Below are 22,705 nucleotides of genomic sequence, written 5' to 3'. Positions count from 1 at the left end.
TGATTAAACCTTTTAAAAATGAATATCGAATCGAGAAAAATAGAATTTGTTCAGGCTTTTCTGAATCTTCAAAGTGAGGAATTAATTTCTCAATTCGAAAAGCTTTTAAAGAAATCCAAACAGGTTGAAAAAGAATTGAAGCCTTTTACGATTGAAGAACTTAACGAAAGAATAGCCAAATCCGAAGAAGATTTTGAAAATGGAAGATTCAAAACAACCGAAGAACTTCTTTCAAAATATGGTTTATAAAATTGTCTGGTCAAAGTTTTCTGAACAACAAATCGATGAAATTTTTCTTTACTATCAAGAAAAATCTAAAAGTTATGAAGTTGCACAAAAAATCATGGTTAAAATTCTTTTAGCTCCTGATAAGTTAATCAATACTCCAAGAATTGGACAAAGAGAAATCTCCTTGGAATATAAAAATATTGAGTACAGCTATATTATAGAATCGAATTATAAAATAATATATTCAATAAACGATGAGAGTTTACAAGTAAGAATCGTTGACATTTTTGACACTCGTCAAAATCCGTTGAAAATTGAACGGGAAAAATAATTGCTAATCTCTGATAATCTTATACCTGAAACTTATCAATCCCGAAGCCGCTATCAGACAAACTATGATGATGATTTTGAGATTTTTAATCCATAAACAAAGGTCTCTGCCAGTTAAGAGAGAAATGCAATCTTTCGGATTTCCAGTTTCATATTTCAGACTGATTTCAGTATTAAAAATACCAATTACAGAGACTGCAATAACCAAAATCAGCATAGTGATAATGGCTTGATAAACCGATTTCTTCATCATTTTTTGTTTTTAGTTTTTTTAGCGTTTTAAATTTTCAGGACATTCCAAGCATTTTCAATATTGTTATTTCTTAAATGATTTTGGGCTAATAAATGTACATCTTTTTCAGAAGAGAAATTCCCAATCGGTAAAATTTCTACATTGGCAAGCATTCCCAAATCGTTGCCTGTAAAAATATCACTTTGTCTGATCTCGTCGGGAAGCTGGTCGTAACCGATTCCTTTTGTAACTAAGGGTTTAGGAACTTCGAAGATATTATTTTCGTTATTTCTGGAATAGAAATTACTTCCCAATCTTGCTACCAAATCCAATTGTTTTTGGTCGAGATTTCCAGCTTCATCCAGATATTTTTCGTTGATATGAATCTTGACAATCTCTGCAATTACCAGATTTCCTGAACCTCCAAAATTACCCAGTGATTTAATTTCTAAAACCTTACACTCGAAATTAACTGGCGATTCTGCAATCAAAGGTGGCTTTACGATGTCAGCAGGTTTCATTGTTAATCCGGATTTGATAAACTCATTTACGCCATCTTCATATTCCGTACTGGCCAAAGAAACCTGCTGAACCATATCGAAATTGACGTTTCCAATAACCAATTCCGGCACTTCTTTCAGATTTTCCAAAGTATGTTTTGTGGTATTGTCACGCACTCTTCTGGAAGGAGAAATAATAACAACAGGCGGAACAGTGCTGAACATATTAAAAAAACTGAAAGGCGAAAGATTGATTTCTCCTTTGCTGTTAATCGTACTCGCCAAAGCAATCGGTCGTGGCGCAATCGCGGTTTGCATTACTTGTTGCAACTGAACTGCTGAGATATCGGAAGGAATGATAGTTTTCATTATTTAATCGTTAAAAAGTTTTTAAACACTAGGAACACAATGCTTTCACAAGGTCCACAAGAAGAAAAACATTGTGAACTTTGTGAAATCTTTGTGTCTATTGTGGTAAAACAGCCGGCAAAATCTTTCCAGAAACTTCCCCAAATCCAACCCGGATTCCGTCTTTTTCTGACCAGGCTTTCATTGTGATGGTATCGCCGTCTTCTATGAATTTTCTCTCGATTCCGTTTTTGAGTTGCAATGGTTTTGTTCCTCTCCAGGTTAGTTCCAGCATAGAACCATAGGATTTTTCATCTTCTCCGGAAATAGTTCCACTGGCATAAACATCACCAACTTCAACATTACAGCCATTCACAGTGTGATGCGCCAACTGCTGACACATATTCCAATACATAAATTTGTAATTGCTTTCAGAAATCAAGTTTTCTTCAGAATTTTCTGGCTTAAGATAAACCTGAAGATTGATGTCATAATTTTTATCACCTTCGAATTTCAGATAACCCAAAACTTCCGGCTCTTGTTTCGGAGACTGTGTTTTGAATGGCTGCAAAGCTTCCAAAGTCACAATCCAAGGTGAAATGGATGAACCAAAATTTTTCCCCAAAAATGGTCCAAGAGGAACATATTCCCAACTCTGAATATCTCTTGCGGACCAATCGTTGAAAATCATCATCCCGAAAATCGCATCTTCCGCCTCAGAAACAGAAATCCTTTCTCCCAAATCTGTATTTTTATTCACGACAAAAGCCATTTCTAATTCGAAATCCAATTGTCTGGATGCGCTGAAAATCGGTTTGTCCGAATCAAATGGCTTGATTTGCCCGCAAGGTCTTGTGATATCGATTCCTGATAAAACAATCGACGAAGCACGACCGTGATAACCAACCGGCAAATGTTTCCAGTTTGGTAACAACGCATTGGCCGGGTCACGGAACATCATCCCGACATTGGTGGCGTGCTGAATACTACTATAAAAATCGGTATAATTCGGGATGTGTAAAGGCATCATCATTTGAATCTCATCCAGATTGTAAAAGCATTCCTCCAAAGCTCTTTCGTCTTTCGACAACAAAGAATCTTCTAACAACAATTGCTGAATTCTCTCACGAACTTTATTCGTAATTGGTTTTCCTAATTCTATAAACTCGTTGATTGTGTAACCTTCGAATACATTTTCTTCAAAGCCTTTGATATCTTCAAAATAACCAAGGTCAAATAAGGTTGCCAAATCGATAACAATATCGCCAATTCTTGTGGCACAAGCAATAAATTCTTTGTTGAAAACACAAACTCCAAACGGAATATTATAAATTGAAAAATCGGAATCTGATGAATAATTGATGAAGGATTTCATTTTTTGAATTTAGAATTAGATTAAAAAATTAAAGCATTAAAAATAATGCTTTAATTGTAAAAATATAAGAAAATAATTTGGGTTTAAAGGTTTCCGCGTTTTTCCTGCTCCCTTTCCAAAGCTTCGAAAAGTGCCTTGAAATTCCCAGCTCCGAAACTCTGAGCGCCGTGTCTCTCGATGATTTCGTAAAACAACGTTGGTCTGTCTTCCACAGGTTTTGTGAAAATCTGAAGTAGGTAACCTTCTTCATCGCAATCCACAAGAATTCCAAGATTCTGAAGTTTTTTGATATCTTCATCAATATCTCCTACTCTTTCAGGGATCATCTCGTAATACGCTTCCGGTGGCGGCGAAAGAAATTCGACGCCCCGATTTTTAAGCTCTGTTACGGTTTTTACAATATCCTTTGTAGCAACTGCAATATGCTGAACGCCTTCACCTTCGTAAAAATCCAGGTATTCTTCCACCTGCGACTTTCTCTGACCTTCGGCCGGTTCATTGATTGGAAATTTGGCATAACCATTGCCATTAGACATTACTTTTGACATCAATGCAGAATATTCTGTATTGATTTGTTTATCATCAAATGAAAGAATATTCACGAATCCCATTACTTTTTCGTACCATTCAACCGTGGGAATCATTCTGTCCCAACCGACATTTCCTACACAATGGTCAACATACAACAACCCAACATCGGAAGGGTTATAATCGCTTTCCCACTTTTCGTAACCAGGCATAAAAGCGCCCGTGTAATTTTTGCGTTCTATGAACATATGAACGGTTTCGCCGTAAGTGTAAATACCCGACATCCTCACCTCTCCGAATTCATCCGTTATTGTCTTGGGTTCCAAATATGGTTTTCCGCCACGTTTTGTTGTTTCTTCAAAAGCTTTGTAAGCATCATCCACCCAAAGTGCCAGAATCTTAACGCCGTCACCGTGTTTTCTCTGATGTTCACAAATCGGAGAATCTGATTTAAGACCCGAAGTTAAAACCAATCTGATTTTTCCTTGCTGCAAAACATAAGAAGCTCTGTCTCTGACGCCAGTTTCAGGACCAGCATAAGCAACAGACTGAAATCCAAACGCTGTTTTGTAAAAATGAGCTGCTTGCTTGGCATTTCCTACATAAAACTCTATAAAATCGGTACCGTTGATAGGGAGAAAATTCTCTGCTTGTGCGATTTTCTCTGCAAAAGTGAGTGTTGACATTTTACTTTTTTACTTATTAATCTCAGTTGCCAAGATAAGCATTTTTCGAAAATAAACTAACATTTGTTAGTTTTATTATATTTTTGAATATATATTAAAAAAAACAGAGCATATATAATAATATATCAAAGAAGATTACAATAAATAAAATGAAATCGATTGCACTATGCTATATTATGAAATAATCCATGTTTTATACTATACAATAAATAATAATTAAAAAAACTTAACCTTTGTTAATTATTTTTATACAAACAATAAAAAATAGTAAAAAAAACGCAATATGTATTTTTAAGTATATTTAAGTTCGTGTATATATCAATTAGATTTCTACTTTTGTTTAAGAATTATGAAGATTCTAAGAACATAAGTGTAAGAATGAAGTCATGAAGCCGTCCGCCTTATGGCTTTTTTTGTATCACCTGATTAAGTAATCCGGAATTAGGATTATAATTATCCCAGATTTTCCAGGTATTATCTATTTTTTTGATAAAATAGATTTGTGTATCCAATTCGTTAACAATATATTCTTCATCAGAATTTTCCACTACAAAAACCAGATTCCAGAATTCCTGCGTTTTTACAACTACCATTTCTTTTTCTTCAGAAATAACATCAATATCAAAAATCTCGAAATTCGAACGGTTGTTATTAGTGAAAAGCATCAGTTTTTTTTCACAAAGCTGCGAGCTGTAGTTTTTTATTCTTTCTATAAAAGGGGACTCCTTAAAAACATGATCATCAAAAATATCTATTCTTAGTTTTGGAAAAATTTTAAAAAACTCAAAATTCGCTTGACAATATTTGTAAACGATATCCTTGGTAAACTCTGTTCCAACCCCGGATTCGATATAGCTGCTAACCCCTTTTACACTTTTCACAAAAGAATTAAGATCTTTGAAACCCAGAAAAATGCAGATCTTGTCAAGCGTTTTGAGAAAGCGTAAATCATTATGTGTTTTATAATCATAATCACTTTCAAAAAAACGCTGTAGAGTAATATGAGAAATACTTGTTCCTAATTCAAATTTCCTCTCATTCTGAAGTTCTTCTTTTTTAGAAAGCTCATCCTTAATAATCTCGGACAAAATAATAAAATGGCTTCTTTTCCAAGGGTTCGAATTTCCCAATATAGAATTCTGGACAATCGGATGCTGACGGATTTTTTCTTTAATTAAATTGTAAATTGACTTCAAATCATCATTTTTTCAAGCTCAATCAAATATACAATAAATGGACAAAACCGGTTTCAAAAATCGTCAAAAAGTGTTTAAAACCTCAATATTAATAAGTTAGTTTGAAATTTATTATTTGAAACGATCATATGCAGCTTTATCCAGCATCTCCCTATCGTCCGGATGAGAAATCTCAATCAGAGCCTTTGCCCTTTGACGCAGGTTTTTACCATACAAATAAGCTGTACCGAATTCTGTTACCACATAATGAATATGGCCTCTGGTTGTAACAACACCTGCGCCTTGTTTAAGAAAAGGAACAATTCTCGGAACGCCTTTTTTGGTTCTGGAAGAGATTGCCATAATTGGTTTTCCACCTTCGCTCAAGGCAGCACCACGCATAAAATCCATTTGTCCGCCTATACCGCTGAACTGATAAGTTCCGATAGAATCTGCACAAACCTGGCCAGTCAAATCAATTTCAATAGCTGAATTAATGGCATGCATTTTTTTATTTTTCATAATATTAATAGGAAAATTAACGTGCTGAACATCCATAAAAGCAATCGATGGATTATCATCTACAAAATCATACAGTTTTCTCGTTCCGAAGCAGAAACTGGTGATCGTTCTGTTGGTATGTGTTCCTTTGTATTTATTATTAACGATATCATTTTTAATCAAATCAATAACACCGTCACTTAGCATTTCCGTATGAACACCAAGATCTTTGTGATTTCCCAAGCATTTCAAAACCGCATCAGGAATGGTTCCGATTCCCATCTGCAACGTCGCTTTGTCATCTATTAATTCCGCAACGTTTTTTCCGATCAGCATTTCCTCAGCACCTACTTTTGCACCATAATCAATGGTTAAAAGATCTTCTTCGCTCCAAACCATTTTCTCGATTCTATTGATATGAATCATTCCATCGCCATGTGTTCTCGGCATTTTTGGATTAACGATAGCAATAATGGATTTAGCCGTATCAATAGCACTTCTTGCTACATCCACAGACGTTCCCAATGTACAATAGCCGTGATTATCCGGTGGAGAAACCGTTATCAAAGCCACATCAATCGGCAGAATTCCGTTTTTGAAAAGAATCGGAATTTCGCTAAGGAAAATCGGCACAAAATCACCGTGATCAGAGTTTACCGCTTCTCGCACAGGCGTTGATGTAAATAAGGAATTGATATAAAAACTATCCTTATAATCATGTTTAGCGATCTCTACATTCCCTTGTTGTGTGATGGAAACCATTTCTACATTTTTCAACCGGGAAGACTGTTTAGCTAATTCATCATACAAAAGATTAGGTGTACAAGCACTACCATGTCCGAATATCCTGTCACCACTTTTAATAATTGAAACCGCTTCTTCTGCACTAACGTAATTGATCATAACGAGTTAATTTTTTACAAATTTACTTTCTAAAGATAAGCAAAAAAATGAGCGTTGTCAGTTTGGTAAAAAGTCATATAAATTAGAGTGTGGAAACCAATCGATCTATAAACCAATCGTTTACTAATAAGTCAACAGCCTTTTTGAAAAATAATTGAAAATAAATTTTCAAAATTCAAATAAAATTTATTTACTTTGTAATTCAAAGTTCTTTACAATTGTTTAATTTAATATTTTGAGCTATGATTACAAAAAGTCAAAGAAACAATATTCTATTTTTGATTCCGGCTGCATTGTTAAGCATTCCATTGGTTGCGATGCAGTTTACTAAAGAAGTCAATTGGTCGTTTTCCGATTTTGCTATTGGAGGTTTTATACTTTTCGGAACAGCATTCATCATTAAGTTAATTTTGGAGAAATTCAAAACAACCAAAAGCCGATTGATATTGATTATGTTAACATTTGCAGTTCTTTTTTTGGTTTGGATAGAATTGGCAGTTGGCATTTTCGGAAGTCCGTTTGCCGGAAGCTAAGATGATGATTGATAACTTTCTTAAAACCTGGTGGAAACCAATTGTTCTGTATTTAATTATTTATGGAATCTACCTGAGTAGTTTATTATATGTCAACAAATTTATCATAGAAGTATTTGAATGGTTATTATATTTCCCAATCATCATTGTAATAATTTCATCAGTGTATCTTGTTTTCAAATCGAGATGGTATTACAGCCTTTTACAATTAGGAATTTTGGGAGTCACAATAATTTATTTGATGACTTTTTTAATGTTTTATTCTAATGATTTTTTTGCTGATGATTTAGAAATTCCTAAAAATATAAAGTTTGAAAAACCGAAGATTGAAATTGATACATTAACTATCAGAGAACAAAATACTTTAGAAATTAAAAATGACTCTCAACCTGGGATTTATGAATATTATTTCTGGTACAAACCGAGTGAAAAAGGGAAATTATATGTGAAAGCATCCGAAATCACACAGAATATTCCATTATCTAAACAACAAATAAAGGAGAAAAGTTTGATAAAAGTAAAACCAAACGACAGCTTACAATTATTCCATAAAATTTTTACAATTTATGAAGGAGATTGGGGAAAACCTTATGGCTCAAAAATTTCAGTTTATTTTAAACCAGATAATAAACCTGAACAAAAATTAATTGAGAAGAATTATATGGTAGAAGGCTGGATGAGATAATAAAAGCTAACACAAATGTTAGCTTTTATTGTTTTTTATATTATTCCAACCAACTTGTTTTGTAAGTCGGGTCTTCTACTTTTATGGCTTCCTCTGTCAGTTTCAAAGGTCTGAAGGGGTCCACCATCACCGCATATTCATCCGTGAATTTTTTACCGATGCTTCTTTCCATCGCACCGGGATGCGGGCCGTGAACAATTCCGCCCGGATGCAGCGAAAAATCCATCAGATCCACGTGATTCCGGCTCATAAAATCGCCTTCCGTATAAAACAAAACCTCATCGGAATCAATATTGGAATGATTGTAAGGCGCAGGAATAGCCTGTGGGTGATAATCATACATCCGCGCACAGAACGAGCAAACCACAAAGTTGTGCGCTTCAAAGTTCTGATGAACCGGAGGCGGCTGATGAATTCTACCCGTAATTGGCTCGAAGTTTTTGATATTAAATTTATAAGGATAAAAATAACCGTCCCAGCCAACAACATCAAATGGATGTGTTGCATAGACGAAATCGGTAATTTGATTTTCTTTTTTGACTTTGATGAGAAAATCGCCTTTCTCATTTTTTGGTTCCGCAAAAGTCGGCGGAATAATATCTCTCTCGCAAAACGGCGAATGTTCCAGCAATTGCCCAAACTCGTTCCGGTAACGTTTTGGCGTATAAATAGGTGAATGCGCTTCTATAAAAAAGAAAACATTGTTTTCGGATACCAATTCCAGCTGATAAATAGTTCCTCTCGGAATGATGAGATAATCGCCCACCGAAAACTCAATATTACCGAGCATTGTTTTCAAAACACCTTTTCCTTCGTGGACAAAAAGCAGTTCGTCGCATTCAGCATTTTTATAGAAATAATCAGTCGATTTTCTCGGTTTTGCCAATCCCATTTTGAGGTCGTTGTTTAGCATCAGAACTTTCCTGCTTTCCAAAAAATCATCCTCAGCGGTCACTTTTGCTCCTTTTATCATTCTGGGCGTTACGTTTTTTTCCACCGCAATTTTTGGTGTGACGTCTTTCACATTGCCAATCGATTTGATTTGAGTCGGACGATGCGTATGATAAAGCAACGATGCAATCCCGTGAAAACCTTCTGTTCCAAAGAGTTGCTCATAATAGAATTGGTCATCTTCGGATTTGAAAATCGTATGTCTTTTTTGAGGAACTTTCCCAAGCTGAACGTATCTCATTTTATTAGATTTGGCTTTTCTCAAATGTAATATTTTTTTGAGAATTGATAAGGTTAATATTTTGAACGCAAATGATACAAATTTATAATTATTGAAAAGATTTTAAAGGCTGGCAAAGACGCTTCACTCAGCAAAAATGAATGGTAAAACATAATGCTGTTCTGTCTGGATGTTAAAAACTCTAGCCCTGATGGTAGCGGCATCCTTTTTTGTCATTGCGATTGTACAATGTTGAACAGATTGCTTCACTATGTTCGCAATGACAAAAAAGATATAGCGGACAGCAGGTTCCCGGCTTCTGAAAATTCCGGCTTTAAAAAGAATTATGAAATCGTTAAGACTCATTTTTAATAGAAAATGTTATCTTTGAGAATATTAAAATTAATACAGATGAATGATTCATTAATGGTTTCTCAGTTGTCAGAAATCGAAAGAGCAGAATTTTACAGGAAAACATATATGCACGTTGCAGTCGCTATTTTGGCGTTTGGAGCGGTGGAATATCTATTATTGAAAACCGTACCGCTGGAAACTATCCTAACTATGATTTCCGGAAAATACATCTGGCTTTTGGTCATCGGTGTATTTTGGTTAGCGTCAATGCTGGCAACTAAATTATCGTTTTCAGTTTCAAGAAATACACAGTATATGGGATTGGGACTATATGTTCTGATAGAAGCCTTGATCTTTCTGCCGATGTTGGGAATCGCAAGTTTGTATGCACCACAAGTCATCACTCAGGCCGCACTGGTAACGCTTTTTATGTTTGCAGGGTTGACTGCAACCGTTTTTTTCACCAACAAAGATTTTTCTTTTCTTAGAAACATCATTGTTATCGGCGGATTTGTAGCTTTGGGTGTCATTGTCGCAGGTGCAGTTTTTGGTTTTAATCTGGGACTTTGGTTTTCTTTGGCTATGGTGGGATTGGCAAGTGCAAGCATTCTTTACGAAACATATAACATCAAAAATATCTACAATAAGGAGCAATATGTCGGCGCAGCTTTGCAGATGTTTGCTTCGATTATGCTTTTGTTCTGGTACATCCTGAGAATCTTTCTGAGCAGAAGAGATTAGTATAGTAATCTTCGAGAGCCTCAGACTGCATTTTATAAATTCAGACAGATATAAATAATTAACTCACCAAAATTTGGTGAGTTTTTTTATGCAGAAATTTTAATCTTAAAACAAAATTTTAATTTTAAAATAAATTTGTTAGCTTTGTCTAACATTTTTGTTTTAATGAGATTAATTCTGTTTTCTTTTGTCGTTTTATCAAATTTTATTTTTGCTCAGACAGATTCTATCAAAATTGATTCTGTGAAAGTTAATGTTGTTGATTCTATTAAAAGATCTAATGAAATTGATGAAGTCACAATCACCCAATTTTCTGTAAAGAAATTGAACAGTCCGATCTCGACAGATGTTTATTCGCAACAGTTTTTCAGGAAAAATCCAACGCCCAGTATTTTTGAATCTATAGCAATGGTGAACGGCGTAAAACCGCAGCTGAACTGTTCGGTTTGTAACACCGGCGATATTCATATCAATGGTTTGGAAGGGGCTTATACAATGATTTTAATTGATGGAATGCCGATTGTAAGTTCATTGTCCACAGTCTATGGATTGAGCGGAATCCCGAATAGTCTGATCGACAGAATCGAGATTACGAAAGGACCGGCATCCTCTATTTTTGGTTCTGAAGCGATGGGCGGTGTTATCAATATCATCACAAAAAATGCGTTGCAGGCAACGGATTTTTCTACGGATATAATGACGGGAAGTCAAGGAGAAATCAATTTAGACATTGCGAAAAAAGTGATTGACAACAAAAATTTTTCGAGTTTATTGAGCTTAAATTATTTTTATTTTGGGAACAGGATTGACCAGAATAAAGACAATTTTACCGACACCGCTTTGCAACACAGAATCTCCTTCTTCAACAAATGGAATTTCAAAAGAAAGGAAAGTCGATTGGCGAGTTTTGCTTTGAGGTATTTTTATGAGGACAGATTTGGCGGAGAAATGCAGTGGAAAAAGAAAAACCGAGGTACGGACAATGTTTACGGTGAAAGCATTTATACTAATCGGTTTGAACTGTTTGGGATTTATCAACTCCCGATGAAAGAAAAATTCCTGCTTCAATATTCCTATAATTATCACGATCAAAATTCTTTCTACGGTAACACGCCGTATATGGCGACTCAAAAAGTGTTGTTTCTGCAACTGAATTGGGAAAAGCAATTGGGAAAACATAACCTGAAATCAGGAATCAGTTATAAATCAAATTTCTACGATGACAATACACCTGGAACAGCCAATTTATCAGGAGAAAATCAACCAATGAAATCACCGATTGCTGGAATTTATGTAGAAGATGAGTGGGAAATCAATGACAAAAACAATTTATTGATCGGTTATCGTTATGATTATCACAAGATTCACAAATCTGTGCATTCGCCACGACTGGCCTGGAAATTTGAGCCCAATCCATACAATACTTTGAGATTGAGTTTCGGGACTGGTTTTCGTGTTGTGAATCTTTTTACAGAAGACCACGCAGCGCTCACTGGTTCAAGGGAAGTTGTCATCAAAGAAGATTTGAAACCGGAGAAATCTCTAAACACGAATCTTAGTTATTTGATGAAAATTCCGGTAAACAATTATTTTATCAATGTTGATTTGAATGGATTTTATTCTTATTTCAATAATAAGATCATTGGTGATTTTGATTCGGAGCCGGACAAAATCATTTACAACAATTTATCTGGTCACGCCATTTCCAGAGGAATTTCGGCTGATGTGAGCACTAATTGGACTTTACCATTCCAAATGATGCTTGGTGTAACTTATATGGATGTCTATTCTGTGAACGACAAAGAAAAAACACAACAATTGCACGCTCCGAAATGGAGCGGAACTTATAATTTGACTTATCAATTTGAAAATCAATTTTCGCTGGATTTAACCGGGCAATTGTACGGACCAATGCGCTTACCGACGGTTCCCAATGATTTCCGGCCGGAATATTCGCCTTGGTTTACGCTGATGAATATCCAGCTGAGTAAGAAATTTGAAAATGGTTTTGAAATCTATGGTGGAATCAGAAACCTGTTGAATTTTGTTCCAAAAAATCCGATTTTGAGACCGTTTGATCCGTTTGATAAAAATGTAGATGATGTAATAAATAATCCTTATGGTTACACTTTTGATACGACATACGGCTATGCGCCAATGCAGGGAATCCGAAGTTTTATTGGTATTCGGTATCAAATCAGATAGTTAATAAACCACAAAGACACAAAGGAATCACAAAGTTTTGTGTTCGTTGTGATTCCTTTGTGACTTAGTGTTAAGAAAATAAAAGATGAAACTATTAACTTCTCTACTATTAATGACTTTTGGAATTATTCATTCTCAGGAATTGAAAACTTATTCATTCCAAAATTTACCTGAGAAATTAGAGAAATCGACTTTGATTTATATGAAAACAAGTTGGTGTTCGATTTGTAAAATCCAGATGCACCAGATTGAAAAAGATCCCGAATTGAAAAATCAAATGAATGAAAAAGTTTATTTTATCATCTTCGACACAGAAAAATCGAAAGAGAAAATTGAATTCTTTGGCAAAACTTACCAGTATATCTCGAATGGAAATGCAGGTATCCACAAATTAGCATTAGAATTGGCAAGAAACAAAAAACCGGTTTATCCAACCTGGATTTTCATTAATTCTGCAGGAAAGGTGTTGTTTTATCAGGAAGGATTGATTGATAATAAGTCGCTGAAAACTATGATAAGAAAAGCCTTTTGATTGATACAAAAGGCTTTGAGTATTTTTAAAGATTAACGCCACCGGAAACTTCAATCCTTTGTGCGTTAATCCATTTCGCATCATCGGTACAAAGAAAAGCGACAACACCGCCAATATCAGACGGGAGTCCAACTCTGCCAAGCGCTGTTGTTCCGGCAATATGCTGATTGATCTGGACATTATCTCTTACTACGCCACCTCCGAAATCGGTTTCAATAGCGCCCGGAGCAACAACATTGACGTTGATTCCGCGCTTTCCAAATTCCTGAGCTTCATATCTTGTCAAAACTTCGATAGCGCCTTTCAAAGCACCATAAGCACCGTAACCTAACATTGAAAACCTTGCTAATCCGGAAGAAATATTAATAATTCCACCACCGTCATTCATTAGTTCAAGAGATTTTTGAGTCAGGAAAAAAGGGGCTTTGAACTGGATATTAACCAAAGCATCAAAATCAGTTTCATTCATTTCCGCAATTGGTGCATTGATCCCGATTCCTGCATTGTTTACTAGATAATCAAATCTCTCAACACCGAATTTTTCTTTTAAAGCTGTTTTGAGTTGAGAGAAAAAAGAATCAAAATTTTTGGAATCAGAGACATCCAGCTGGAGCGCTAACGCTTTTTGACCAGCTTTTTCGATTTCAGAAACTACAGCTTCCGCTGCTTCTTTTTTGCTGTTATAAGTGATAACAACATCCAAGCCTTTTTCTGCAATCCGGAAAGCCATTTCCTTTCCAAGTCCACGACTTCCGCCAGTAATCAGTGCAATTTTGTTTTGTGACATAATGTAAATTTTATATCACAAAGTTAGAATTAAACCAATAAAAAAAATGGTGACTGTTTCAGTTTAAATGGTGACAGTTTCAGATTTTTCCAGATGTGCTTCACGATATTGTTTCGGCGTCATTCCTGCAAATCGCTTGAAAAACTTAGTAAAGTTGGAAGGATCGTAAGTGAGCATTTTGGCAATTTCTGCGATGCTGATTTTGTTGTCTTCGAGATGTTGCTTGGCAATATCAAGAATTTTATCTTCAACAAAAGAACACGGCGAATTACCCGTGACTAATTTTATGGTATTACTAAGATGTCGCGGATGGATATGCATCAACTCCGCAACATCTCGTATTTCGTAGATATTTTCAGATTTTCCGGATAAAACATCAGCCAGATTCTGGTCAACAATTTTCAGAAAATCATTGGTGATTTCTTTTTGTCTGGCTAATATTTTTTTAGGAAGTGTTGTCATTATTATTTTGTCAAATCCAAGCCACCGAAATTACCGGAACTCATCATCAGAAAAGCGCCTTTTGATTTATCCAACGTTTCCCAATATTTATGCAAATCTTCTGCATTGGTAAAGACTTTAAGGTTTTCATTTTTAAATTTTTCTTTGATCAATTCAGGAGAAATCGGATCCATTCTTTTGATTTTTAACGCATCTTCCGAATAGAAAACGACTGCATTATCCAATCCATCCAAAGCATGATCATATTGTTCCAGAAAAACCGGGTTAAGACTTGAGTAAGTGTGTAATTCTAAAAAACCGAATGTTTCAGTTTTTGAAAACTGTTCTGCAAAAGCAGCAACTGTCGCCTTCACTTTACTTGGTGCGTGGGCAAAATCTTTATAAAGCAAACCGCCATCTTGTCTCTCTACTTTTTCCAATCTTTTGGAAGCGCCTTTGAAGCTCATAATAGCTTCATAAAATTCTTCTTCCATTATGCCCAACTGAGAACAGATAAATCTTGCGCCTTCCATATTCAGCAGATTGTGCTTACCGAAAATGGATAACGGAATGTCACCCATATCAGTTTTAAGGTTTACAATGCTGTTGACGATTTCATAATCAGGTGTTTTGTAAGGGATTTTCCGGAAGTAATTTTCGGCAGACTCAACTACTTTTACAACTTCAGCATCTTCTTCGTTGTAAACGAGAACGCCGCCTGGTGTGATACTCGCCACAAACTTTCTAAATTGTTCCACATAGTCATCAAACGTTTTAAACACATTGATATGGTCCCAGGCAATTCCTGAAATCAAAGCAATATTGGGCTGGTATAATAAAAATTTGGAACGCAGATCGATTGGGGAAGACAGATACTCGTCGCCTTCCAGGATCATAAAATCATTATCCTCTGTAATTTTAACCATACAATCGAAGCCTTCCAATTGCGCACCAACCATATAATCGATGTCTTTCTGATGAAAATTCAGAACATGAAGAATCATTGATGTAATGGTTGTTTTGCCGTGCGAACCACCAATCACAACTCTGGTCTTTTCTTTGGATTGTTCGTAAAGAAACTCCGGATAAGAATAGATTTTCAGTCCCAATTCTTTTGCTTTTGCCAATTCCGGATTATCAGTGTGGGCGTGCATCCCGAGAATCACGGCGTCAATATCCGAAGTCAGTTTTTCCGGAAACCAGCCCATTTCTTCGGGAAGAATTCCTTTCTTTTCCAGTCGGGATCTAGAAGGTTCAAAAATAGCATCATCGGAACCAGTGACCTGATAGCCTTTATCTTTGAGTGCAATAGCGAGATTATGCATCGCAGAACCGCCAATCGCAATAAAATGGGTTTTCAATTCTAAACAATTTTACACAAAAGTAAGGAGTTTTCTTTGAAAGATGTTAGAAATTAGAAATGAGAAGTGAGATTTCCTTCATTATTAATAAAATAAAAAAACCTGACTTATAAAAATCAGGTTTCAAGAATATTTATGATAAAGTGGTTTGGATCTTGGGAGATTTATGCTCTATTTTGAGCTCTTCACCAGTTAATGTAAAATAGATATTCTGAAGCTGATGAAGATAATTACACTTGATATAATTGCCGAAGAATAAAAATCCTTCCAAAATTTTGTTTGAATCCAAATCAAAATCATAACGGCAACAATTTGGCAAATCGAATCTGATTCTGCTATTGGAGCGATAAGCTTCTTTGAATCCCAATTTTGAAAACCAATCAACCGTGAGTGCAATCGGTTTTAACTTTCTATAATCAATCGCAGTATCTTCATCAATTTTGACCAAGAAACTCTCGTTATTATTTTCGACACCCATAATCGGGACAATCGAATCCCCGTACATCAGCAAATTATTAAGTCTAAGTTCTGTGGCTTCCATTTCAAAAAAGTATTAGTGATTATAAATTCAGTGTCCCTAGCTATAAACAAAAGCTTTGCCAAGATGATAGAAACTTGATAATTAATTTCAATTATTATTGAAGAGTTGATTTTTTGAAATCGCACTTACCGCTCTAAGATGTCTCCGTCCTTTCTTCGCCCATTCTGCGTCAGTATGTTATTATCAATTACTTAATTTTTTTATTTTAACAACTATGAAAAAAGAAGAACTCTGGTGGTATGCTCTTTGAAGTTGACCTAACCACAAAATCAATTCTTATGAAAAATACAGAACAACCAGTGTCCATTAGTCAGAAAACGGTTGTCATTACCGGCGCATCCAGTGGCGTAGGATTGGCGGCTGCCGAAGCTTTTGCAAAAGAAGGCTGCAATCTTGTACTGGCCGCCAGAGGAAAAGAAGCCCTGGACGAAACTGTAGCAATCTGTGAGGCGCTTGGTGCATCTGCCATCGCAGTTCCAACCAACGTTTCGGAGTTCAAAGAAGTTGAACATCTGGCAGAGAAAGCGTTGGAGGTTAATGGGAGTATTGACTTCTGGATCAATAATGCGGGAGTAATGGCAACCGGAAAATTCGAAGAAACACCGATTGAAGTCATTGATCAGGTTATCAAAACCAATCTTTTGGGATATATGCATGGCGCAAGAACCGTTCTTCCTATATTTAAAAAACAAAAACATGGTGTTCTCATTAATAATATCTCGATTGGCGGCTGGATGCCGGCTCCTTATGGAACAGCTTACTCCGCTTCAAAATATGGTATCCGTGGCATGGTAGAATGTCTGCAGGGCGAAGTTTCTGATGAGCCGGATATCCACATTGTAGGGTTGTATCCAAGTATCCAGCGTTCTACAGGTAATATGCACTCCGCAAAATATTCTGGTCTAGACTTTAAAATTCCGCCCACTGCATCGGATCCTAAAAAATTAGCCGCAGCAATGGTTGAAATGGCAAAAAATCCCCGAAAAAGCAAGTTTACAGACTGGTCGTCTCTCCTTATGAGAACTGCTTATGGGCTTTTCCCAAAAACCGTTATCAATTCTACTTCCGCTGCTTTGAGATTGCTGATGAAAGAAGATAACAATACAGATACGGACGGTAATGTTCTGACACAATCCAAGAACCCGATGCGGATCTACGGCGAAACAATTCTGCCGGTCCCATCCAAAAAAACAAAGAAAATAATGTTGGCAGGATTGCTTGGAGCCGCAGCTCTGGTCATCATTTCAAAGTCAGGAAAGAAAAAGTAAACCTACATTAGATTCTTATATCGAAGGTGAAAGCATTAGCATTCACCTTTTTAATTGGTCATTGATTATTTATTTTGAATTCATTCAAAATTTCTTCTAAATTCGAATGATAAATTAGCCGGATGTTATTTCAGACTATGAATAAAAATAATGACTGATGAAAATCCTGATTATTGAAGACGAAACCGAATTGGCGAAAAGTGTTGCAGAATACCTTTCGGAGGAGAACTATTTGTGCGAATTTGCTTTTACATTTTATGAAGCTATGTACAAGATAGAAACCTTTCAGTATGATTGCATTATTCTCGACATCATGCTTCCTGACGGTAATGGCCTGAAGATCCTGGAAGAGCTGAAAAAACAAAACAAGCAAGACGGCGTTATCATTGTTTCAGCAAAAAATGCTCTGGAAGATAAGATAAAAGGCCTACAATTGGGTGCAGATGATTACCTTACTAAGCCATTTCATTTGTCTGAACTGATGGCGCGTATCTACTCTATCATCCGCAGAAAACAATTTAATAATTCTAATATCATCAATCAGAATGAATTACAAATAGATCTTTTAGCTAAAACAGTTTCAGTTAATAATGAAATAATTGCGCTGACAAAAAAAGAGTTCGACCTGCTGATCTACTTTATCGGGAACAAGAACAAAGTCATTTCAAAAAGCACATTAGCAGAACATCTTTCCGGTGATTTCGCAGATATGCTGGATAACCACGACTTTGTTTATGCACACGTGAAGAATTTAAAGAAAAAACTGAATGATGCCGGCTGTGACAGGTATTTAAAAACCGTTTACGGAACGGGGTATAAATGGGAGAATTCATAACTTATAATTAGTGAAACCGCTTTTAAATAAAACAACCAAACCATTCATTATTTATGTCCTGATCATTCTGGTCATAAGTGTTCCCATCTATTATCTTGTTGTTGATGCCATTTGGAAACACGAATTAGATGAGCATAACGAAATTGTCGCTAAAAAAACGGCTTTTCAAATCAATAGCCTGAAATTATCCGATCAAAAATTACTAGAAACCATAAAGCTTTGGAACGAAGTCCAACCCACCACAAACATCCAAAATGTAGAAAAAAATGATAATTTCAAAGACAGCATTTTCATTATAGAGAAACCTCACGACTTTCTTCATTTTGAAGAGATTGACAGATTCCGATGTTTGTCAAAGATAATATACCTCAACAAAAAACCATATCGTTTCAATATCGAGACTAATATCGAAGAGTCCCAGGAAACCATATTTTTCATATCGCTGACGACAGTTATTCTTTTCATTCTGATTGTCGGCGGATTATTAATTCTCAACAGCAGGCTTTCAACATCGGTTTGGAAACCTTTTCGTGAGACTTTGGATAAATTAAAAACTTTCAGCCTGAACAATGAGACAAAAATTGAATTTTCGCCGACCGATGTTGCTGAGTTTGATGAGCTGAACCAGTCGCTAGGTAAGCTAATAGAACATAACATTTCGGTCTATAAGACCCAGAAAGAGTTTACAGAGAATGCTTCGCACGAACTGCAAACACCTTTAGCAATTTTAAAAAATAAACTTGATATTCTTTTGCAAAACGAGGATTTGACAGAAAAGCAATATCATATTGCGGAAGAGATGAATCGCGCATTATCCAGAAGTTCAAGAATCAACAAAAACCTTTTATTGTTAGCAAAAATTGAAAACAATCAGTTTGATAATTCTGAAATAAATTTTGATGAATTACTTAATCAAAGTATGGAAATCCTGCAGGAACATTTTGAGCAGAAAAACATTTCTGTCCATAGCGAAATTTCGTCGCCGGTAAAAGTCAGCGGAAACATTGGATTAACCGAAGTACTGATTAACAATTTGATTTTAAACGCCATCCGGCATACTCCGGCCAATGGTTCAATTGGGATCAAACTGAGTCAATCTATTTTTGAGATATCAAATTCCGGAACAGAAAAACTGAATCCGGATCTGCTATTCAAAAGATTTTCGAGATTCTCAAAAGATAACAACGGAAGCGGCCTTGGACTTGCTATTGTAAAAGAAATTTGTAAATCTCAGAACTGGACAATTGATTATCAATTCGGGAATAATTATCATATATTTTCAGTAAAAATTTAAAATTCTAAATTTCTTCCAAATTGATTTATTATTTTACCGTTTCAAAAAACGCGTAGCTAATGAATCAAAAAAGTGAGAATTCAAAGCCATTTAGCAAAATTTTCAACAGCAGATTTTCTGTTCTAATTTCTATTTTAAGCTTATACATCCTATTTTCTGCGGTAATTAGAATTGTATTTCTGTTTTGGTCATCAAAGGATTTAGACTTTAATATTCTCTATATTCTAAGAGCATTTTTCACAGGATTCTGTTATGATTTTGCTGTCGGAACGTTATTCTTATTATTGTATTCTGTCTATCTTTTATTATTTCCGAAAAGGTGGATTGGTTCCGGATTCGATAAGATTTTCACGTATGTTTATCTGGCGATTGTCCTTTTAATCATCTATTTCAGTCTTTTGGCAGAAATCCCTTTTTGGGATGAATTTGGCGTGAGATTCAATTTTATCGCTGTTGATTATTTGATTTACACTTACGAAGTTGTCTCAAACATCAACGAATCCTATCCTTTGCCGCTCATCATTTTCGTATTGGTTGCACTGATTGTTCTGACATTTGTTTTCCTGCATAAAAGAAAAATATTCCAAAGAACATTTTCAGACAAAAGACCAATTTCAAAACGTCTGGTTTTTTTCTCAATATTAGTTTTTCCGGCTTTGGTATTAAGCTTAATTATGAGAAACAAGCAGGCGGATTTCACGAACAATTTAGTCATGAATGAATTAGGTAAGAACGGAACATTCTCTTTTTTCGCAGCTTTCAAATCCAACCAATTAGATTACGAAACTTTTTATCCGAAAATTGATGACAAAGAAGCCTACTCGGTTCTGAAGAAAAATCTTTTGCAAAACAATCAAACTTACGCTTCCAACCAATGGGACAATATCTCCAGAGTTACAAAATCTGAAAATGAACAACGCCCGAATGTCATTCTGATTGCCATAGAAAGCTTCAGTGGCGATTTTTTAAAAGCATTTGGTAACAAAGACAATCTCACTCCTAATTACGATAAACTGGCTAACGAAAGTATTTTCTTTACCAACCTTTACGCAACTGGAACACGAACTGTGCGAGGAATGGAAGCTTTAACATTGTCTGTTCCGCCAACGCCTGGAAACAGCATTGTGAGAAGACCGGACAATCAGAACCTTTTCTCTGTAGCTACGATTTTTGAAAAGAAAAATTATCAGCCTTACTTCATTTACGGTGGTGATGGTTATTTTGATAATATGAATAATTTTTTCGGAGGGCAAGGCTTTGATATTGTAGACAGAAACCGTGGAAATCCTTTGTCAGACGAAATCAAAACACAACGATTCAATATTCCGGACAACGAAGTGAGTTTTGAAAATGCCTGGGGAATCTGTGATGAAGATCTTTACAAACAATCCATTAAATATGCAGATAAAAGCACTAAGCAGAACAAACCGTTTTTCCAGTTTGTAATGACAACTTCCAATCATAAACCCTACACTTTTCCAGCAGGAAAAATCGACCTTCCGCAAGGAGATAGAAATGCGGCTGTGAAATATACCGATTATGCTTTAGGAAAATTCTTATCTGATGCGAAGACAAAACCCTGGTTCAAAAATACAGTATTTGTAATCGTTGCAGACCATTGTGCAAGCAGTGCCGGAAAATGGGAAATCAATATCGATAAGCATCACATTCCTGCGATTATTTATAATCTTCCTCAAAAAGCGGAGAAAATCAATCGTTTAACTTCACAGATTGATCTGATGCCGACATTGTTTGGTTATTTGGGATGGAATTATACAACCAGTTTGTATGGGAAAGATATCAATCAAACTAAAATTGGAGACGAACGTGCTTTCATAGGAAATTACAGAACTTTGGGAATGCTAAAAGGCAATACTTTCACACAAATCGATGACAGAAAAAGAGTAAAACAGTTTACTGTAAAAGATTCGGACAAATCTTTGAATGAAATTAAATCCAAAAATCAGCAGTTGGTTTCCGAAACGATTTCTTATTATCAGACTGCTAGTGAGAGATTCAAAAATGGGAAAATGAAAGTGAAATAAGGTCTTCTAAATATCTTCTAAATCAGGTTGCACCTTTGTCAAGTGAAATTGATGGTGTAACCTTTTTTATTGATAAAAATGATTATTGAAGTTGTTTTGTTATTCTTCGGGACCATTTTTGCATTCTGGCTGAGTGCCATTTGCGGAGGCGGCGCAAGTCTCATCCTGATTCCGATTCTGAATCTCTTGTTGCCGGCTTCTGTTGTTCCATTTTCCCTGACCGTTGGAACATTTACGAGTTCTGTATCAAGAATTGCCGTTTTTAAAAAGCATATCAACTGGAGGATTTTCTTTTGGTTTGTCCCGTTTTCAATTCCTGCAGTTTTGATTGGCGCTTACCTCATCAAATATATCAATCCGAATTATCTGCAATTGATCGTCGCTTTTTTCCTCATTGCCAACATTCCACAGCTTTTCAAAAAGATAAAAGCTAACGAAACCAATGAAAAAGCTTCGCCAAAATATGTTCTTGCGATTATTGGGTTTCTGGCAGGATTTGTTTCCGGAATTACCGGCGCAGTTGGATTGTTGTTTAATCGTTTTTATTTGAAGTTCGGACTCAAAAAAGAAGAAATTGTGGCAACCCGCGCAGCAAATGAAGTCTTTCTTCATCTTATCAAATTGGTGATTTATATTTCACTCGGCCTTTATTCCAATCTCGCCTTGTGGTTGGGATTGGCGATTGCTGTTGCAACAATTATCTCGTCTTATACAGTCAGATATATCCTTCCTTACCTGAGTGAAAACCTCTTCAGAAAAATTGGATACAGCGCAATGGTTATTGCCGGAATTGCTTTATTAATCGGGACTTCTGATAAAATTATCCAGGAAGATAAACTGGGAGTTACGATCACAAAAAGTGAATCCATAATCTCGTGGCGGTCAACAGATTTTGTAATTGAGTTTGCCTTCGATGACGGATTGGAAATTGAAAGACCGATTCATCGGGAAGAATTACCCAATTATCTAAAAACTAAATATGATTCTTTGAAAAATCATTACGATGTAATTCGTCTCGAAAAAGTTTTCACTTTCCGTAACAAACCTTACTATGAGTTTTATTGCTACAAAGACAATCAGCTTACCAAATTTGAAAGTTAATTTTT

The 22,705-nt window shown here is 35.7% G+C and carries 24 protein-coding genes; 12 read left to right on the top strand and 12 right to left on the bottom strand.

Annotated features, from left to right (window positions below; translation table 11 throughout):
• Nucleotides 1-18: 18 nt before the first annotated feature.
• Both AC5P2S_RS03255 and AC5P2S_RS03250 read left to right on the top strand, forming a co-directional pair.
• Nucleotides 19-249, top strand: a complete 231-nt coding sequence (locus tag AC5P2S_RS03255; protein WP_494556202.1) for a hypothetical protein — start codon at nt 19-21, stop codon at nt 247-249.
• On the top strand, nt 200-559 hold the full coding sequence (locus tag AC5P2S_RS03250) for a type II toxin-antitoxin system RelE/ParE family toxin (RefSeq protein ID WP_494556201.1): 360 nt from the start codon (nt 200-202) through the stop codon (nt 557-559). The genes AC5P2S_RS03255 and AC5P2S_RS03250 overlap by 50 nt, the downstream gene beginning before the upstream one ends.
• A 3-nt stretch (nt 560-562) precedes the next feature.
• Here the strand turns inward: AC5P2S_RS03250 and AC5P2S_RS03245 are convergent, their stop codons facing one another.
• The 6 genes from AC5P2S_RS03245 to AC5P2S_RS03220 form a co-directional block, all read right to left on the bottom strand.
• Nucleotides 563-811 carry a hypothetical protein gene (locus tag AC5P2S_RS03245; RefSeq protein WP_283416334.1) on the bottom strand — a complete coding sequence of 83 codons (249 nt, stop codon included), beginning with the start codon at nt 809-811 and terminating at the stop codon, nt 563-565.
• A gap of 26 nt (nt 812-837) precedes the next feature.
• Nucleotides 838-1,659, bottom strand: a complete 822-nt coding sequence (locus tag AC5P2S_RS03240; RefSeq protein WP_494556200.1) for a flavin reductase family protein — start codon at nt 1,657-1,659, stop codon at nt 838-840.
• A gap of 97 nt (nt 1,660-1,756) precedes the next feature.
• A complete protein-coding gene (gene fahA, locus AC5P2S_RS03235) occupies nt 1,757-3,013 on the bottom strand; it encodes a fumarylacetoacetase (RefSeq protein WP_283416332.1) in 1,257 nt (418 codons plus the stop codon).
• A gap of 83 nt (nt 3,014-3,096) precedes the next feature.
• A complete protein-coding gene (hppD, locus tag AC5P2S_RS03230) occupies nt 3,097-4,227 on the bottom strand; it encodes a 4-hydroxyphenylpyruvate dioxygenase (protein ID WP_494556199.1) in 1,131 nt (376 codons plus the stop codon).
• Nucleotides 4,228-4,628: 401 nt separating this feature from the next.
• Nucleotides 4,629-5,423: a hypothetical protein gene (locus AC5P2S_RS03225; protein ID WP_494556198.1), complete on the bottom strand. Its 795-nt coding sequence runs from the start codon at nt 5,421-5,423 to the stop codon at nt 4,629-4,631.
• Between the two features lie 111 nt (nt 5,424-5,534).
• Complete coding sequence (locus tag AC5P2S_RS03220; protein ID WP_494556197.1) at nt 5,535-6,806, bottom strand: acetyl-CoA hydrolase/transferase family protein; 1,272 nt, start codon at nt 6,804-6,806, stop codon at nt 5,535-5,537.
• A gap of 242 nt (nt 6,807-7,048) precedes the next feature.
• On the opposite strand from AC5P2S_RS03220, the gene AC5P2S_RS03215 reads away from it, so the two are divergent.
• Together AC5P2S_RS03215 and AC5P2S_RS03210 are read left to right on the top strand one after the other, a co-directional pair.
• Complete coding sequence (locus AC5P2S_RS03215) at nt 7,049-7,339, top strand: hypothetical protein (RefSeq protein WP_494556196.1); 291 nt, start codon at nt 7,049-7,051, stop codon at nt 7,337-7,339.
• Nucleotides 7,305-8,024 carry a hypothetical protein gene (locus AC5P2S_RS03210; protein ID WP_494556195.1) on the top strand — a complete coding sequence of 240 codons (720 nt, stop codon included), beginning with the start codon at nt 7,305-7,307 and terminating at the stop codon, nt 8,022-8,024. Before AC5P2S_RS03215 ends, AC5P2S_RS03210 begins: the two co-directional genes overlap by 35 nt.
• Before the next feature lie 40 nt (nt 8,025-8,064).
• Here the strand turns inward: AC5P2S_RS03210 and AC5P2S_RS03205 are convergent, their stop codons facing one another.
• Both AC5P2S_RS03205 and AC5P2S_RS03200 read right to left on the bottom strand, forming a co-directional pair.
• On the bottom strand, nt 8,065-9,216 hold the full coding sequence (locus AC5P2S_RS03205; protein WP_494556194.1) for a homogentisate 1,2-dioxygenase: 1,152 nt from the start codon (nt 9,214-9,216) through the stop codon (nt 8,065-8,067).
• 123 nt (nt 9,217-9,339) lie between these two features.
• Nucleotides 9,340-9,561 carry a hypothetical protein gene (locus tag AC5P2S_RS03200; RefSeq protein WP_283416326.1) on the bottom strand — a complete coding sequence of 74 codons (222 nt, stop codon included), beginning with the start codon at nt 9,559-9,561 and terminating at the stop codon, nt 9,340-9,342.
• A 45-nt stretch (nt 9,562-9,606) separates the two neighbouring features.
• Here AC5P2S_RS03200 and AC5P2S_RS03195 point away from each other — a divergent pair, with 45 nt between their 5' ends.
• The 3 genes from AC5P2S_RS03195 (at nt 9,607) to AC5P2S_RS03185 (ending at nt 13,027) form a co-directional block, all read left to right on the top strand.
• Complete coding sequence (locus AC5P2S_RS03195; protein WP_494556193.1) at nt 9,607-10,290, top strand: Bax inhibitor-1/YccA family protein; 684 nt, start codon at nt 9,607-9,609, stop codon at nt 10,288-10,290.
• Between the two features lie 165 nt (nt 10,291-10,455).
• The gene (locus tag AC5P2S_RS03190) at nt 10,456-12,495 is read left to right on the top strand and encodes a TonB-dependent receptor plug domain-containing protein (protein ID WP_494556192.1); all 2,040 of its coding nucleotides are present in this window, start codon (nt 10,456-10,458) and stop codon (nt 12,493-12,495) included.
• Between the two features lie 85 nt (nt 12,496-12,580).
• Nucleotides 12,581-13,027, top strand: coding sequence for a thioredoxin fold domain-containing protein (locus AC5P2S_RS03185; protein WP_494556191.1), 447 nt, complete (start codon nt 12,581-12,583; stop codon nt 13,025-13,027).
• 25 nt (nt 13,028-13,052) lie between these two features.
• Here the strand turns inward: AC5P2S_RS03185 and AC5P2S_RS03180 are convergent, their stop codons facing one another.
• From AC5P2S_RS03180 to AC5P2S_RS03165, 4 genes are all read right to left on the bottom strand, one after another.
• Nucleotides 13,053-13,814: an SDR family NAD(P)-dependent oxidoreductase gene (locus AC5P2S_RS03180; protein WP_494556190.1), complete on the bottom strand. Its 762-nt coding sequence runs from the start codon at nt 13,812-13,814 to the stop codon at nt 13,053-13,055.
• Nucleotides 13,815-13,877: 63 nt separating this feature from the next.
• Nucleotides 13,878-14,276 (bottom strand): helix-turn-helix domain-containing protein, encoded by a 399-nt coding sequence (locus AC5P2S_RS03175; RefSeq protein ID WP_120213290.1) that lies wholly within the window; start codon nt 14,274-14,276, stop codon nt 13,878-13,880.
• A 2-nt stretch (nt 14,277-14,278) separates the two neighbouring features.
• Nucleotides 14,279-15,616 carry a UDP-N-acetylmuramate--L-alanine ligase gene (locus AC5P2S_RS03170; RefSeq protein WP_494556189.1) on the bottom strand — a complete coding sequence of 446 codons (1,338 nt, stop codon included), beginning with the start codon at nt 15,614-15,616 and terminating at the stop codon, nt 14,279-14,281.
• A 133-nt stretch (nt 15,617-15,749) separates the two neighbouring features.
• Nucleotides 15,750-16,157, bottom strand: coding sequence for a hypothetical protein (locus AC5P2S_RS03165; protein WP_494556188.1), 408 nt, complete (start codon nt 16,155-16,157; stop codon nt 15,750-15,752).
• 278 nt (nt 16,158-16,435) lie between these two features.
• Here AC5P2S_RS03165 and AC5P2S_RS03160 point away from each other — a divergent pair, with 278 nt between their 5' ends.
• From AC5P2S_RS03160 to AC5P2S_RS03140, 5 genes are all read left to right on the top strand, one after another.
• Entirely contained in the window at nt 16,436-17,425 is a 990-nt protein-coding gene (locus tag AC5P2S_RS03160) for an SDR family oxidoreductase (RefSeq protein WP_494556187.1), read from the top strand.
• Nucleotides 17,426-17,582: 157 nt separating this feature from the next.
• Entirely contained in the window at nt 17,583-18,260 is a 678-nt protein-coding gene (locus AC5P2S_RS03155; RefSeq protein ID WP_494556186.1) for a response regulator transcription factor, read from the top strand.
• 10 nt (nt 18,261-18,270) lie between these two features.
• A complete protein-coding gene (locus tag AC5P2S_RS03150; RefSeq protein WP_494556185.1) occupies nt 18,271-19,554 on the top strand; it encodes a sensor histidine kinase in 1,284 nt (427 codons plus the stop codon).
• Nucleotides 19,555-19,613: 59 nt separating this feature from the next.
• Nucleotides 19,614-21,599 carry an LTA synthase family protein gene (locus tag AC5P2S_RS03145; RefSeq protein WP_494556184.1) on the top strand — a complete coding sequence of 662 codons (1,986 nt, stop codon included), beginning with the start codon at nt 19,614-19,616 and terminating at the stop codon, nt 21,597-21,599.
• Nucleotides 21,600-21,677: 78 nt separating this feature from the next.
• Nucleotides 21,678-22,700 carry a sulfite exporter TauE/SafE family protein gene (locus AC5P2S_RS03140; protein ID WP_494556183.1) on the top strand — a complete coding sequence of 341 codons (1,023 nt, stop codon included), beginning with the start codon at nt 21,678-21,680 and terminating at the stop codon, nt 22,698-22,700.
• The last annotated feature ends 5 nt before the right edge of the window (nt 22,701-22,705 follow it).

The sequence above is a fragment of the Epilithonimonas sp. 33E genome, assembly GCF_059372615.1.
Note: the sequence above shows the minus strand (reverse complement) of the source record. Positions and strands in the feature narration are given on the sequence as shown.

Coding starts and splice junctions, on each gene's coding strand:
- AC5P2S_RS03255 (WP_494556202.1), top strand. CDS start 19: ATGAATATCGAATCGAGAAAAATAGAATTTGTTCAGGCTTTTCTGAAT.
- AC5P2S_RS03250 (WP_494556201.1), top strand. CDS start 200: ATGGAAGATTCAAAACAACCGAAGAACTTCTTTCAAAATATGGTTTAT.
- AC5P2S_RS03245 (WP_283416334.1), bottom strand. CDS start 811: ATGATGAAGAAATCGGTTTATCAAGCCATTATCACTATGCTGATTTTG.
- AC5P2S_RS03240 (WP_494556200.1), bottom strand. CDS start 1,659: ATGAAAACTATCATTCCTTCCGATATCTCAGCAGTTCAGTTGCAACAA.
- fahA (WP_283416332.1), bottom strand. CDS start 3,013: ATGAAATCCTTCATCAATTATTCATCAGATTCCGATTTTTCAATTTAT.
- hppD (WP_494556199.1), bottom strand. CDS start 4,227: ATGTCAACACTCACTTTTGCAGAGAAAATCGCACAAGCAGAGAATTTT.
- AC5P2S_RS03220 (WP_494556197.1), bottom strand. CDS start 6,806: ATGATCAATTACGTTAGTGCAGAAGAAGCGGTTTCAATTATTAAAAGT.
- AC5P2S_RS03215 (WP_494556196.1), top strand. CDS start 7,049: ATGATTACAAAAAGTCAAAGAAACAATATTCTATTTTTGATTCCGGCT.
- AC5P2S_RS03205 (WP_494556194.1), bottom strand. CDS start 9,216: ATGAGATACGTTCAGCTTGGGAAAGTTCCTCAAAAAAGACATACGATT.
- AC5P2S_RS03200 (WP_283416326.1), bottom strand. CDS start 9,561: ATGAGTCTTAACGATTTCATAATTCTTTTTAAAGCCGGAATTTTCAGA.
- AC5P2S_RS03195 (WP_494556193.1), top strand. CDS start 9,607: ATGAATGATTCATTAATGGTTTCTCAGTTGTCAGAAATCGAAAGAGCA.
- AC5P2S_RS03190 (WP_494556192.1), top strand. CDS start 10,456: ATGAGATTAATTCTGTTTTCTTTTGTCGTTTTATCAAATTTTATTTTT.
- AC5P2S_RS03185 (WP_494556191.1), top strand. CDS start 12,581: ATGAAACTATTAACTTCTCTACTATTAATGACTTTTGGAATTATTCAT.
- AC5P2S_RS03180 (WP_494556190.1), bottom strand. CDS start 13,814: ATGTCACAAAACAAAATTGCACTGATTACTGGCGGAAGTCGTGGACTT.
- AC5P2S_RS03175 (WP_120213290.1), bottom strand. CDS start 14,276: ATGACAACACTTCCTAAAAAAATATTAGCCAGACAAAAAGAAATCACC.
- AC5P2S_RS03165 (WP_494556188.1), bottom strand. CDS start 16,157: ATGGAAGCCACAGAACTTAGACTTAATAATTTGCTGATGTACGGGGAT.
- AC5P2S_RS03160 (WP_494556187.1), top strand. CDS start 16,436: ATGAAAAATACAGAACAACCAGTGTCCATTAGTCAGAAAACGGTTGTC.
- AC5P2S_RS03155 (WP_494556186.1), top strand. CDS start 17,583: ATGAAAATCCTGATTATTGAAGACGAAACCGAATTGGCGAAAAGTGTT.
- AC5P2S_RS03145 (WP_494556184.1), top strand. CDS start 19,614: ATGAATCAAAAAAGTGAGAATTCAAAGCCATTTAGCAAAATTTTCAAC.
- AC5P2S_RS03140 (WP_494556183.1), top strand. CDS start 21,678: ATGATTATTGAAGTTGTTTTGTTATTCTTCGGGACCATTTTTGCATTC.